The organism is uncultured Bradyrhizobium sp., from assembly GCF_947648125.1.
In the GTDB taxonomy this organism is placed as follows: domain Bacteria; phylum Pseudomonadota; class Alphaproteobacteria; order Rhizobiales; family Xanthobacteraceae; genus Bradyrhizobium.
This window is the reverse complement of sequence record NZ_CANSMR010000003.1, coordinates 36,645-50,861: the sequence shown is the minus strand read 5'-3', so window position 1 is coordinate 50,861 and position 14,217 is coordinate 36,645. Positions and strand designations below refer to the sequence as shown.

Annotated in this window: 9 protein-coding genes; 8 read left to right on the top strand and 1 reads right to left on the bottom strand. The window is 65.7% G+C overall.

Annotated elements, in window-relative coordinates; genetic code table 11:
• Positions 1 to 43: 43 nt before the first annotated feature.
• A complete protein-coding gene (locus Q0030_RS07280; RefSeq protein WP_298364718.1) occupies positions 44 to 1,279 on the top strand; it encodes an ABC transporter substrate-binding protein in 1,236 nt (411 codons plus the stop codon).
• A gap of 170 nt (positions 1,280 to 1,449) precedes the next feature.
• Here Q0030_RS07280 and Q0030_RS07275 read toward each other — a convergent pair whose 3' ends face one another.
• Positions 1,450 to 2,664 (bottom strand): mandelate racemase/muconate lactonizing enzyme family protein, encoded by a 1,215-nt coding sequence (locus Q0030_RS07275; RefSeq protein ID WP_298364717.1) that lies wholly within the window; start codon positions 2,662 to 2,664, stop codon positions 1,450 to 1,452.
• Between the two features lie 244 nt (positions 2,665 to 2,908).
• Here Q0030_RS07275 and Q0030_RS07270 point away from each other — a divergent pair, with 244 nt between their 5' ends.
• The 7 genes from Q0030_RS07270 to Q0030_RS07240 all read left to right on the top strand — a co-directional run bounded on the left by Q0030_RS07270 (position 2,909) and on the right by Q0030_RS07240 (position 14,202).
• Positions 2,909 to 5,341, top strand: a complete 2,433-nt coding sequence (locus Q0030_RS07270) for a CoA transferase (RefSeq protein ID WP_298364716.1) — start codon at positions 2,909 to 2,911, stop codon at positions 5,339 to 5,341.
• On the top strand, positions 5,341 to 6,417 hold the full coding sequence (locus Q0030_RS07265) for an ABC transporter ATP-binding protein (RefSeq protein WP_298364715.1): 1,077 nt from the start codon (positions 5,341 to 5,343) through the stop codon (positions 6,415 to 6,417). Before Q0030_RS07270 ends, Q0030_RS07265 begins: the two co-directional genes overlap by 1 nt.
• A complete protein-coding gene (locus Q0030_RS07260) occupies positions 6,414 to 7,436 on the top strand; it encodes an ABC transporter ATP-binding protein (protein ID WP_298364713.1) in 1,023 nt (340 codons plus the stop codon). The genes Q0030_RS07265 and Q0030_RS07260 overlap by 4 nt, the downstream gene beginning before the upstream one ends.
• Positions 7,433 to 8,980, top strand: coding sequence for an ABC transporter substrate-binding protein (locus Q0030_RS07255; RefSeq protein ID WP_298364711.1), 1,548 nt, complete (start codon positions 7,433 to 7,435; stop codon positions 8,978 to 8,980). The genes Q0030_RS07260 and Q0030_RS07255 overlap by 4 nt, the downstream gene beginning before the upstream one ends.
• A 5-nt stretch (positions 8,981 to 8,985) precedes the next feature.
• A complete protein-coding gene (locus Q0030_RS07250) occupies positions 8,986 to 9,942 on the top strand; it encodes an ABC transporter permease (RefSeq protein WP_298364708.1) in 957 nt (318 codons plus the stop codon).
• A complete protein-coding gene (locus Q0030_RS07245) occupies positions 9,939 to 10,823 on the top strand; it encodes an ABC transporter permease (RefSeq protein ID WP_298364706.1) in 885 nt (294 codons plus the stop codon). Before Q0030_RS07250 ends, Q0030_RS07245 begins: the two co-directional genes overlap by 4 nt.
• Positions 10,824 to 10,899: 76 nt before the next feature.
• Positions 10,900 to 14,202, top strand: coding sequence for a carboxyl transferase domain-containing protein (locus Q0030_RS07240; protein ID WP_298364705.1), 3,303 nt, complete (start codon positions 10,900 to 10,902; stop codon positions 14,200 to 14,202).
• Positions 14,203 to 14,217: the final 15 nt, after the last annotated feature.

The following is a 14,217-nucleotide window of genomic DNA, read 5'->3' as shown; positions in this document are numbered from 1 at the left end:
TGGGAGGGAGCGCTGGCCTGGTGCCGGCGTTGTGGCGATGTTGATGCAAACAAAACGACAAACCGTGCTTTCGATATCCCTTGTCTTCGCAGCGGTTCTCGCGGCGTCGCCGTTGCGTGCGCAGCAGGGGCCGGAAGCGAAGACGGACAGCGAGATCCGTGTCGGCAACGTCATGCCCTACACCGGGCCGCTCGCCGCGTTCGCGACCATCGGGCGGGCGGAAGCGGCCTATTTCGACATGGTCAACGAGCATGGCGGCATCAACGGCCGCAAGGTCAGGTTCGTCTCGGTCGATGACAGCTCCAATCCGAAGACCGCAATCGAGCAGACCCGCGATCTCGTCGAGAAGCAGGACGTGCTGTTGATGTTCGGCTCGTTCGGCACGCCGAGCAACCTCGCCGTCCGGAAGTACCTCAACGAGAAGAATATCCCGCAGCTGTTCGTCGCCTCCGGCGACGAGGAGTGGGCGCATCCGAAAACCTTTCCCTGGACCATGGGCTGGCAGCCGACCTTCCGCGCCGAGGGCCGGATCTATGCCAATTACATCCAAGCCGCCTATCCCTCCCGCAAGATCGCGGTGCTCTGGCAGAACGACCAGTTCGGCCGAGATCTGTTCCGGGGATTGCAGGAAGGGCTCGGCGACACCGCAGGCATGATCGTTGCCGATCTCGCCTTCGACGCGTCGGAGACCGCGATCCAGAACCAGATCGGAATCCTGAAAGGCTCCGGCGCCGACATTTTGGTGTTCGACGGCGCCCCGGCGATCGCGGCGCGCGCGATCCGCGTGGCCGCCGACCTCGACTGGCATCCGGTGTTCATCCTCGACAACGCGTCTGCCTCGATCGCCAGCGCATTGCGGCCGGCGGGCCTGCAGAATTCGCTCGGCGTGATCTCGACCTCGTTCCTGAAGGACGCCGGCGATGCCTCCTGGAAGAACGATCCGCAGATCAAGGCGTGGGACGCCTTCATGGACAAGTATTACCCCGACGGCGACAAGGACGACATCTACGCCGTGTTCGGCTACGCCGCCGCCGACACGCTGATGCAGGTGCTGCGCCAGTGCGGCGACGACCTGTCGCGCGAGAACATCATGCGGCAGGCCGCCTCGCTGAAGGACTACCAAAGCCCGATCGCGCTGCCCGGGATCGTGATCAACACCGGGCCGAAGGATTTCCGGCCGATCAAGCAGATGCGGCTGGTGCAGTTCGACGGCAACGCCTGGCAGCCGATCGGCGACGTGATCGAGAGCGCGTTCACGCCGGTGCGGGAGGATAATTGAGGGGCGGTGGTTGAGTATGCGTCGTCCCGGCGAAGGCCGGGACCCATTACCACAGCTATTGTTGCTTCACGTCACTGGGGCCGCAGCCGCGTTCATAAGCCGCAGAGCGGTGGTTATGGGTCCCGGCTTTCGCCGGGACGACGATGGGGTGAGGATCGGCACAACAATCCCTACTTCTTCAGCCCGTAATTCAGCAGCCCGCCCTTGTCCTTCGGCGGATGCGCGCGCAGGCCTTCCTCGTTCGGCTCGGTGCCCCAGCCCGGGCGATCCGGGATCACGAGATGGCCGTCGACGAACTCCGGCACGTGGGTGAACAGCTCGTGGTCCCAGGCCAGCCGATCGATATCGGTCTCCATGATCCTAAGGTTCGGCACCGCGGCGCAGAAATGCGCGTTCATCATGGTGCAGAGATGGCCGTAGAAATTATGCGGTGCGACGTTGACCTCGAAATGCTCGGCGGCCGCGGCGATCTTCATCGACTGCCAGACGCCGTTCCACGGCGTGTCGATGATCGCGACATCCATCGCCTGCTCGGTGAAATAGGGCAGGAATTCGCGCAGGCCCAAAAGCGTCTCGCAGGACGAGATCGGGTGCGGGCTCTGGCGCCGGATATAGCCGAGCGCCTGCGGGTTGAAGGTGTCGATCTCGACCCAGAACATGTCCATCTTCTCGATGGCGCGCAGGATCTTGAGATAGCCTTCGGTCTTGGCGTTGAAGTTGAGGTCGAGCAGGAGATCGACATCCGGCCCCGCGCCGTCGCGGATCGCCTCCAGATGCATGCAGAGATTGCGCAGCACATTGCGGTCGACATTGATCTCGGGCTGGAACGGCGCGCCGAACCCGGGGCGCCAGCCTTGCGGTTTGCCGTCGGTGTAGACGAAGATGTTGGTCTTCATCGCCGAGAATTTCTTCTCGCGCACCTCGGCCCCGATCGCCTTGACGCCGTCGAGATCCGTGATTGCGGGCTTGTACCAATCCGGATGATTGATGCGCCAGGTCGCACAATGCGACCAATAGACCCGCACGCGGTCGCGGATCTTGCCGCCGAGCAGATCGTAGCAGGGCACGCCGAGCGCCTTGGCCTTGACGTCGAGCAGCGCGTTCTCGATCGCCCCGAGCGCCAGCGCCACCACGCCGCCGGCGGCGGGGCGCGTCGCGGCGAACAGCTCGACATAGATCCGCTCGTGCTCGAACGCGTTCTTGCCGACCACCCGCGCCGACAGTCGTTCGATCGCCGCCGTCACGCCGGGCGCACCGAAACCTTCGTCGTATTCGCTCCAGCCGACCAGCCCGTCTGACGTCGTCACCTTGACGAAATGATAATTCCGCCAGCCGGCATCGCAGGCGAGTGTCTCGACGCTTTTGATTGTGGTGGATTTGCTCATGGTTTCCTGCCCGGCGTTTGTTGATGTTGGAGAGAGCACAATAGCGGATCGAGCAATGCGTCAACTGCACGGCGGCAGACCGTCAACGCACGCTTGTTGCAAAGTGCTGCGGCAATCCAGTGAATTCCGTCAAGCGGAAGAAAATTCCACTTGCATCACACAGTCGGCGCGGCTTCAAGTTCAGGCAACAAGAAACTGAATCAGCCGATGGCATCGGCTGGTCATTTTGTCGCGAGGAAGCGTGATGGGCGCGTTGTCGCATCTGCGGATAGTCGAGATCGGAAGTGCTGCGGCGACGAGCTATTGCGCGCGGCTGTTTGCCGATTTCGGCGCCGATGTGCAGAAGGTCGAGCCGCCAGCGGGCGATCCGCTTCGCCGCACGGCGCCGCTGACGCCGCAGGGGCACAGCGCCTGGTTTGCGTTCCTGAACTTCAACAAATCGAGTGTCGTCCTCGACAAGGACGACGCAAGCGCCACGTTGCGCCTGCGCGAGCTGATCGCCGGCTGCGATATCCTGCTCGATGGGCGCGGCATCGATGCGGCCAATTGTCCCGGCATCGATCTCGATGCGATCAAGCGGAACAATCCGGGCCTGATCCATCTCGACCTCACCTGGTTCGGCGATCGCGGTCCCTATGCCGATTTCGCCGCGACCGATTCCACGATCCGTGCACTCACCGGGCTCGTGAAGCTGGTCGGACCCGAGCAGGGACCGCCGATGCACGCGCCGGATTTCCAGACCGGGATTCTCGGCGGGCTGTGGGGCTTCGTCGCGGCGGTCTCGTCGGTGCTCGGCCGCATGCAGGACGGGCGCGGGCGCGAAAGCCATCTCAGCCTGTTCGAGGCCTCTATCGCCGTCACCGAATATATCATGTTCGAGGCGTTCCAGCGCGGCGACATCATGCGGCGGATCGGCGTCAACCGGTTCTGGCCGACCTTTCCGGTTGGCATCTACGAGACCAAGCAGGGCTGGCTCGGCGTCACCACGGTGACCCCGGCGCAGTGGCGCGCGTTCTGCGAGATGCTTGGGCTCACCGATCTGCGCGACGATCCGACGCTCGTCATGGGCGTCGACCGGCTGCAACGCGTCGCCGAGATCGAAGGCAAGATCCTGCCGAAGCTGAAGCAGCGCACCGCGCAGGAATGGTTCGCCGAGGGTCTCAAGCGCAAGATCCCGATCGTGCCGGTGCCGGAGATCGCGGATCTCATCGCCGACGAAGAGAAGCGCGCCCGCGGTGCGATCGTCCCGATCACGGTCGGTGACGAGACCGGCTTTTCCGCCGGCACGATGCAGCGATTGACGGGAACGCCGCCGCTGCGCGGTGGCCGCGTGCCTGATCTTGGCGAGCAGCAGGCGAGGCGTGAAGCCGCGCCGCGCGTGCCGGCGCCGAAGCCGGCTCCGACCGATCGCCTGCCGCTCGAGGGCATCCGCGTGGTCGACTTCTCGATGGGCTGGGCCGGGCCGATCTGCACCCGCACGCTCGCCGATCTCGGCGCCGACGTCATCAAGATCGAGGCGACCCAGTATCCGGACTGGTGGCGCGGCGTCGACCGCCGCCCGGCCTATGTGCTGGAGCAGATGTACGAAAAGTCGGTGCGCTACTGCATCATGAACCGCAACAAGCGCGGCATCACGCTCGATCTGACCCGGCCGAAGGGGCTTGCGCTTGCAAAACGCCTGCTCGCCGATGCCGACCTCGTGGTCGATAATTATTCGGTCGAGGTGCTGCCCAAGCTCGGCCTCGGCTATGACGTGCTGAGCAAGATCAATCCGAAGCTCGTGATGATGTCGATGTCGGCGTTCGGCGCCGGCAGCGTGCATCGCGACTGCCGCGCCTATGGCTCGACGCTGGAGCAGGGCTCCGGCTTGCCTAGTGTGGTCGGCGATCCCGACGGCCCGCCTGTGATGAGCCACACCGCGTTCGGGGACGCCGTCGGTGGCCTCAACGGTGCGGTTGCGGTGCTGACCGCGCTGATCCATGCCAGGCTGACGGGGCAGGGCCAGTTCATCGATCTCGCGCAGATCGAGTGCATGATGCCGTTCGCCGCACCCTGGATCGTGGCGCATTCGATCGATGGCAAGCCACCCACGAAACATGGCAATCGCCATCCTGATTTCGTGCCGCACGGTTGCTTTCGCTGCGATGGCGAGGACAACTGGGTCGTGGTCGCGGTGTCGGATGACGCGATGTGGCCAAGACTAGCGCGGCTGCTCGGCCGCGAGGACTGGGCAACGGACGCAGCGCTCAAGACCGCCGCGGGCCGCCGCGCCGTCGAGGCCGAGATCGAGGCTGCGATCACCGCCTGGACCTCGGCACGCGATGCCGATGCGGCGATGGCTGCGCTGCAGGCTGAAGGAATCGCCTCCGGCGTCGCGCGGCTGCCGATCGATCTCCTTGACGACCCGCAGCTCCACGCCCGCGGCTTCATCCAGCAGGTCGACCGTGCCTTCATCGGCAAGCATCCGCAGCCATCGATGCCGTTCCGCGAGGGCGATGCGCCGTTTGCGATCCGCTCGGTGCCGCCGACGCTCGGCGAGCACAATCGCGAGATCTTGTCCGGCATGCTCGGCCTCTCCGACGCCGAACTGGAAGAGCTCGCGCGTGAGGGCATTATCGGCACCGAGATGCTGATGGAGGAGCAGCTGGTGAAAGAGAAGAAGCGGGCGGCGGGCTGATGGGAGCAGGGCCACCGGCACAGCGCAGGACGGACGTTGCGCGCGACAGCGCGCGGCCGCTGCTGTCCGTGCGCGGGCTCGGCATCCGTTTCAAGACGTCGCAGGGCATCTGGCAGGCGACACGCCGGATCGATTTCGACATCGCGCCCGGCGAGCGGGTCGGCATCGTCGGCGAGAGCGGCTGCGGCAAGACCATCACCGGCCTGTCGATCCTGCGGCTGTTGCCGGGCAACTTTGCCGGGCTCGACGGCAAGATCCTGTTCGACGGCACCGATCTCGCTTCCTGCAGTGCGCGGCAGATGCGCGCCATCAGAGGCAAGCGGATCGCGATGATCTTCCAGGAGCCGATGAGCGCGCTCGATCCGGTCTTCACCGTCGGCCACCAGATCGCCGAGACGCTGCGCGTCCACACCGATGTCAGCTACGAGGAAGCACGCGCCAAAACGCTGGAGATGCTGCGCCGCGTCGGCATCGCCTCGCCGGAGCGGCGGATCGACGATTATCCGCACCAGCTCTCCGGCGGCATGCGCCAGCGCGTGATGATCGCGGCGAGCCTGATTTGCGGCCCGCAACTCCTGATCGCGGACGAGCCGACCACCGCGCTCGACGTCACCGTGCAGGCTCAGATCCTCGAGCTGCTGCGCGACATCAGCGAGACCTCGAAGACCGCGCTGATGCTGATCACCCATGATCTCGGCGTCGTCGCCGAGACCTGCACGCGGATGATCACGATGTATGCCGGCGAGGTGATCGAGGACGCCACCGTCGACGAGGCGCTGGTGCGGCCGCTGCATCCCTATACGTCCGGCCTTTTGCGTTCGCTGCCGCATCTGAGCCCGCGCCACGGCCGGCTGCCGTCGATCCCGGGCCGAGTGCCGTCGATCGCGGAGATGCCGGCCGGCTGCCGCTTCCGCGCCCGTTGCGCGCATGCGGCCAAAGGCTGCGAGGCCGAGCAGAAGCTGCAGGATGCCGGCGGCGGCCGCAAGGTGCGTTGCTGGCGCTTTGCCGAGCTCAATCTGCCCGGCGCGCTGCATCCACCCGATGCGCCGGTGGCTGCGAAGGTCGCGACGCAATGACCGCAGCATCCGCCGAACAGCGCGGCCAGCCCATCGTCTCGGTGCGCGACCTCCAGGTCCGCTTCCAGACCTCGGACCGCCGCGCCACCGTGAAGGCGGTCGACGGCGTCAATTTCGACGTCCGCCGCGGCGAGACGTTTGGCATCATCGGCGAGTCCGGTTCGGGCAAGACCACGATCGGCCGAGCGCTCGTGTTCCTGCTGAAGCCCAGCGCCGGGGCCATCCTGCATGACGGCATCGACCCGACGGCACTGTCGCGCAGGGAATTCCAGAGCCATCGCCGCGACTACCAGATCATCTTCCAGGATCCGAACGCGGCGCTGAATCCTCGGATGACGATCCTGGCCTCGGTGCTGGAGCCGCTGGAGCTTGCCCGTGTCGGCAGCCGCACCGAGCGCGAGCGGCAGGCGAGGGAGGCACTGGAGCGGGTCGGCCTGCCGCAGGAGTTCGGCGAGCGCTATCCGCATCAACTCTCCGGCGGCCAGAAGCAGCGCGTGGTGATCGCCCGCGCGCTGACGCTCAAGCCGAAACTGATCGTCTGCGACGAGGTGGTGGCCGCGCTCGACATGTCGATCCGCGGCGACGTGCTCAACCTGTTTGCCGATCTGCAGCGCGATCTCGGGCTGACCTACGTCTTCATTACCCACGATCTCGCCGTGGTCTCCCATATCAGCGAGCGCGTCGCGGTGATGTATCTCGGCCAGTTCGTCGAGCTCGGGCCGACCGAAGAAGTCGCCGAGCGGCCGCTGCATCCCTACACGATCGCACTGCTCTCTGCCGAGCCGCGGCCGCTGCCGTCGGCGATGCGGCAGGAGAGCCGTGTTGTGCTGCAGGGCGAAGTGCCGAGCCCGATCGATCCGCCCTCGGGCTGCCGCTTCCGCACCCGCTGTCCGCATGCGCAGCCGCTGTGCACCGACCGTGTGCCGGAGTGGCGCGAGCTGAAGCCCGATCACTGGGTGGCCTGCCATTTCGCCGACCGTCCGAATTTTTCGAACAACATACCGGAGACAACGCCATGACGATGACGACACGACGCGAAGCCATGGCGCTGATCTCGGGTGCGCTGGCGAGCACCACGCTTGGCGGCAGTGCATTCGCGCAAGGCGCGCCGAAGAAGGGCGGTACCTTGCGGATCTCGGCGCCGGCCAACCCGTCGAGCCTCGACCCGGCGACCGGCGGCGCCGGCTCCGACCACGCCTTCCTGTTCACGATGTACGACACGCTGGTGGAATGGGAGTTCGACACGCTGAAGCCGAAGCCGGGCCTTGCCGAGAGCTGGAAGTTCACCGATCCCAATACGCTGGTGCTCAACATCCGCGCTGGTGTCACCTTCCACGACGGCACGCCGCTCGATGCGGAAGCTGTCAAGTTCAACCTCGATCGCAACCGGGGCGATGCGAAGTCGAACATCAAGGCCGATCTGCTGTCGGTCGCCTCGGTCGAGGTCACCGGGCCGCAGCAGGTGACCCTGAAGCTGAAGACGCCGGATACCGCGCTGCCCGGCATTCTCTCCGATCGCGCCGGCATGATGGTGTCGCCCACCGCGGTAAAGGCGGCTGAGGGCGGCGTCGTAACCCGCAAGCCGGTCGGCGCCGGCGCCTATGCTTTCGTCAGCTGGGCCGACGGCGAGAAGATCGTGGTCAAGCGCAACGAGAAATACTGGAAGCCGGACCGGCCTCTTCCCGACGGCATCGAGTTCTCGATCATTCCTGAGCTCACCACCGGCGCCCGCTCGGTCACCGCGGGCCAGAACGATCTGATCTACCAGCTGCCGCCGCGGCAGAAGGTGATCATCGAGCGCGCCCCGAGCGTCAAGGTGGTGCACGGCCCGACGCTCTACGTGCTCCAGATCTTCCTCAACTGGGCCAAGCCGCCGTTCGACAATCTCAAGGTCCGTCAGGCGCTCAACTTCGCGATCGATCGCGAGTCCTTCGTCAAGGCCGCGCTCGCCGGTCTTGCGGAGCCCGCCTACATGAACCTGCCGAAGTCGCATTGGGCGTACGACGCGGAGGTGGCAAAACTCTATCCCTATGATCCCGACAAGGCGCGCAAGCTGCTCGCCGAGGCCGGCTTCAAGGAGGGCACCCAGATCGAGCTCGGCGGCTATCCGGACCAGGATTCGGTGCAGCGTCAGGAGATCCTGATCGAGCAATTGCGCAAGGCCGGCATCGGCGTGCGTTTCGTCAATGCCCCGATCGCGGAAGCTTCCGCGGCCTTCTTCGGCGCGGAGAAGAAGGGCGCCGGCCTGCTCTCGGCCTGGACCGGGCGGCCCGATCCTAGTCTGACTTACTCGCTGATGTTCACCAAGGAAGCCTACTACAACGCCGGACGGGCGCCGGTCCCGGCCGAGCTCGAGGCCGCGATCAAGGAGTCGCGCGCATCTGAAGATATCGAGGTCAGGCGCAAGGCGTTCGCCACCGTGCAGCGGCTGGTGATGGAGAACGCCTTCGTGGTGCCGCTGGCGTTCCAGTTCGAGCTGGTCGCCATGAATAAGAAGGTGCAGGGCTATCGGCCGAACCTGCTCGGCAAGCCGAAATACGACGACGTCTGGCTGGAGAGCTGAGAACGATGGCGCGACGGTCACCAGTCAAGGTCATCGGCAGCCGCCTGTTGCAGGCGCTGCCCGTGATCCTGCTCGCGACCTTCATGGTGTTCGCGCTGCTCAAGCTGGTGCCCGGCGACATTGCCGTGACCTTGGCGGGCGACAACGCGACGGATGCGCGGATCACCGAGATCAGGAAGATCTACGGCCTCGACCGGCCGTTCCTGCTGCAATATGGCGCCTGGCTCGGCCATGTCGCGCAGGGCGATCTCTCGCAATCGCTGTTGACCGGCGAGAAGGTCGCGGTCTCGATCGGCCGCGCCTTTCCGAACACGCTGCTGATTGTCGTGATCGCGCTGGCTCTGGCGCTGGTCACGGGGATTCCGATGGGCGTGATGGCGGCGATCAAGCCGAATGGCTGGGTCGACAAGCTGATCAGCATGATTGCTTCGCTCGGCGTCGCGGTGCCCGGCTTCTGGCTTGCGATGATCCTGGTGGCGGAATTCTCGCTGAAGCTGAACTGGCTGCCGGCGACCGGCGCAAAATCCTTCAACGCCTCGCCGATCGATGCGGTCAGGCACGCGCTGTTGCCGGGGATCGCGATCGCGGCCTATGGCATGGCCGAGGTTGCGCGCCAGCTGCGCGGCGCGCTGCTGGAGGTGCTGTCCTCGCAATATGTCCGCACGCTGCACGCCAAGGGGCTGTCGATGTCCCGCATCCTCTGGCAGCACGGCCTGAAGAATGTCGGCGTCAATCTGCTCACGATCATCAGCCTTTTGGTCAACCGCATGCTGGCGGCAACCGTCGTGATCGAGGCGGTGTTCGCGATTCCCGGCCTCGGCAGCCTGATCGTGCGCGGCGCGATCCAGCGCGATTTCCCGATCGTGCAGGGCGTCGTCTTAACCATGGTGGTCGTCGTTATCGCGGTGAATTTGATCACCGATCTGCTGTGTGCCGCGGTCGATCCGAGGATCGAGCAATGACCGACACGGCACTTGCTCCGCTCAAGGTACACGCCAGGCCGACCCGGCTCCGCCGGCTCGTGCGCTGGCTCGCCGGCGATCTGCGCGCCGCACTGTCGATCCTGGTGCTGTCGGTGCTGGTTGTCGTCGCAATCGGCGCGCCCTGGATCGCGCCCTACGCGCCGACCGCGCAGGACGTCAACAACATGCTGGCGCCGCCGGGGCCCTTGCATCTGCTCGGTACCGACGACCTCGGCCGCGACATCTTCTCCCGCCTGATCTACGGCGCACCGGCCACCGTCTACGCCAGCCTGCTTGCGGTCGGCGTCGCGGTTCTGATCGGGCTACCGGTGGGTCTGATCGCCGGCTATTTCGGCGGCTGGATCGACGACATCATCAGCCGCATCATCGACACGTTCCTGTCGTTCCCCGCCATCGTGCTGGCAATCGCAGTCACCGGCGCGCTCGGCATCGGGCTAACCGACGGCATGATCGCGATCGGCATCACGATGTTCCCGGCGCTGGCGCGCATCGTCCGCGCCCGCACGCTGATCGTGCGGCAGGAGCTCTATGTCGACGCCTCCAGGGGCTTTGGCGCGCCGACCTGGCATGTGCTGTGGCGCCACGTGCTGCCGAATACGCTGCAGCCGGTGATCGTGCAGGTGACGTTGCTGCTCGCCGCGGCGCTGCTGGCGGAGGCCAGCCTGTCGTTCCTCGGCCTCGGCATCCAGCCGCCGGACCCGAGCTGGGGCGCCATGCTGGCGCGCGCCTATCAATATATGGAAATCGCCCCGGAGCAGATGTATGCGCCGGGCCTTGCTATTCTCGTCGTCTCCCTGGCGTTCAATGCGCTCGGGGAGTCCTTGCGTGTCGTGCTCGATCCGACCATGAAGGATCGCTAGAGCATGATCCGGAAAAGTGGGCACCGGTTTTCCGATCAGATCATGCTCAAACAAAAGAGCCTCAGGTGAAACCGTTATGTCGTTCAAGAAACTGCTGATTGCCAACCGCGGTGAGATCGCGATCCGCATTGCCCGCGCCGCGGCCGAGAGCGGCATCGCGACTGTCGCGATCTATCCCGCCGACGATGCCGCATCGCTGCACGTCCGATCCGCCGATGCGAGCCACGAGATCACCGGCCATGGCGCGCGGGCGTATCTGGACATCGAGGCGGTCATCGCGGCGGCGAAGGCCACCGGCTGCGATGCGCTGCATCCGGGCTACGGCTTCCTCAGCGAGAACACCCAGCTGGCGCGGCGCTGCGCCGAGGAGAAGATCATTTTCGTCGGCCCGTCCCCGGAAGCGCTCGATCTGTTCGGCGACAAGGCCAAGGCGAAGGCACTGGCGAAAAAATGCGGCGTGCCGATCATTGCCGGGACCTCGGGAGCGACGACGCTCGATGAGGCAAAGGCCTTCTTCGCCTCGCTTGGCGCGAACGCTGCCGTGATGGTCAAGGCGATCGCCGGCGGCGGCGGGCGCGGGATGCGGGTGGTCGAGGACTTGGCCAAGCTCGATGAAGCCTATGCGCGCTGCCAGTCGGAGGCCAAGGCGGCGTTCGGCAATGACGCGGTCTATGTCGAGCGGTTGATCCGCAAGGCGCGCCATATCGAGGTGCAGATCATCGGCGACCGCCATGGCGCGATCAGCCATCTCTGGGAGCGCGAATGCACCATCCAGCGCCGCAACCAGAAACTGATCGAGGTGGCGCCGAGCCCGTCGCTGAGCGATGGCCTGCGCGCGCGCATCATCGAGGCGGCAAAGCAGCTTGCGTCGGCCGCGCGCTACGACAATCTCGGCACCTTCGAATTCCTGGTTGATGATGGGGCAGGGGAGGGCGAGGGCGCCTTCGCCTTCATCGAGGCCAATCCGCGGCTGCAGGTCGAGCATACCGTCACCGAGGCGGTGCTCGGCATCGACCTCGTGCGGTCACAGCTCGCGGTCGCCGCCGGCGCGCCGCTGGCTTCGCTCGGGCTGGCACAGTCTGCGGTGCCGCTGCCGCGCGGCTATGCCATGCAGCTGCGCGTCAACATGGAGGTAATGGACGAGAAGGGCGTGACAAAACCGACCGGCGGTACACTGGCCGTGTTCGACCTGCCGTCCGGCCCCGGCGTCCGCGTCGATACCTTCGGCTATTCCGGCTACCGGACCAGCGCCGCGTTCGACTCGCTGCTGGCAAAGGTCATCGTGCATTCGCCGAGCCCGAAATGGACCGACGTGGTGCACAAGGCGGCGCGCACCTTGCGTGAATTCCGCATCGGCGGCGTCGCCACCAACATCCCGTTCCTCGGCGCAATCCTGGCGCACCAGAGTTTTGGGCGGAACAAGATCAGCACCAACTTCATCGATACCCATGTCGCGGCGCTGGTCGGTGCCGCGCAGGAGCATGCCGCGCCGCTGCTCGAGGTGAGCGAGGCGGCCACGACCAAGTCCGTCGCTGCCGAGGCGGCTCCGGAGGGATCGCTCCCGGTGCCGGCGCCGTTGCAGGGCACCATCGTGGCGATCGAGGTCGCGGAGGGCGATCTGGTCCGTCCCGGCCAGCAGATTGCGGTGCTGGAATCGATGAAGATGGAGCATCTCGTCACCGCGCCGCATGGCGGCCGGGTGACGAAGATCGCCGGTGGCCCCGGCGTCACCCTGATGCATGGCGAGCCGATCCTGTTCCTCGAGCCCGCTGAGGTCGATAGCCATTCCGCGGCGGAAGAGGCCACGATCGATCTCGATCACATTCGCCCTGATCTGGCCGAGCTGATCGCGCGCAAGGCGATCACGCTGGACGAGAACCGCCCGGCCTCGGTGGAGCGTCGCCGCAAGACCAACCAGCGCACCGCGCGCGAGAACGTCGCCCAGTTGGTCGATGAAGGCTCGTTCGTCGAATACGGCTCGCTTGCGATCGCGGCACAGCGCCGCCGCCGCAAGGTAGAGGACCTCATCAAGAATACGCCGGCCGACGGCCTGATCGCGGGCGTTGCCACCGTCAACGCCAGGGATTTCGGCGCCGATGACGCGCGCTGCATGGTGATCTCCTACGACTACACCGTGCTCGCCGGCACCCAGGGCCATATGAACCACAAGAAGATCGACCGCATGCTCGGCCTCGCTGAGCAGTGGCGAATGCCGCTGGTGTTCTATGCCGAGGGCGGCGGCGGCCGTCCCGGCGATACCGACCGGCTCGGCATGACCGGTCTCGACGGCCCGTCCTTCGTGCAGTTCGCCAAGCTCTCGGGCCTCGTGCCTGTCATCGGCGTGGTCTCGGGCTATTGCTTCGCCGGCAACGCTGCGATGCTCGGCGTCTGCGACGTCATCATCGCCACCAAGAATGCCTCGATCGGCATGGGCGGCCCGGCGATGATCGAGGGCGGCGGGCTCGGCGTCTATCATCCGGCCGAGGTCGGCCCGGTCTCGTTCCAGTCGCCGAACGGCGTGATCGACATCCTGGTCGAGGACGAGGAAGAGGCGACGACGGTGGCGCAGAAATATCTGTCCTACTTCCAGGGCGCAGTGGCGGACTGGAAGGCGCCGGACCAGCGGCTGCTGCGCCGCGCGATCCCGGAAAATCGCCTGCGGGTGTATGACATCCGCAACGTGATCGACCTGATGGCCGACGAGGGCTCGGTGCTGGAGATCCGCAGGGATTTCGGCGTCGGCATGATCACGGCCTTCATCCGCATCGAGGGCAAGCCGTTCGGCCTGATCGCCAACAATCCAAAGCATCTCGGTGGTGCGATCGACGCGGCGGCCGGCGACAAGGCTGCGCGCTTCATGCAGTTGTGCGATGCCTTCGACATCCCGATCGTCTCGCTGTGCGATACGCCGGGCTTCATGGTCGGACCCGAGGCCGAGAAGACCGCGATCGTACGTCATGTCGCGCGGATGTTCGTCACCGGCGCCAGCATCACGGTGCCGCTGTTCGGTGTCGTGCTGCGCAAGGGCTACGGCCTCGGCGCCCAATCGATGATCGGCGGTGGCTTCCACGCTTCGTTCTTCACGGTGGCGTGGCCGACCGGCGAGTTCGGCGGCATGGGCCTGGAAGGCTATGTCCGCCTTGGCTTCCGCAAGGAGATGGAGGCGATCGCGGACCCGGTCGAGCGCGAGAAATATTTCCAGACCAAGGTCGCCGAGCTCTACGCCAACGGCAAAGCGGTCTCGATTGCCTCGGTGCTCGAGATCGACGAGGTGATCGATCCCGCAGACACCAGGCACTGGATCATGGCTGGCCTCCGCTCGGTGCCGAAGGTAGAGCCGCGGACGCATCGCAAGCGGCCGTGCATCGATGCGTGGTGATGTGAAGTGAGCACG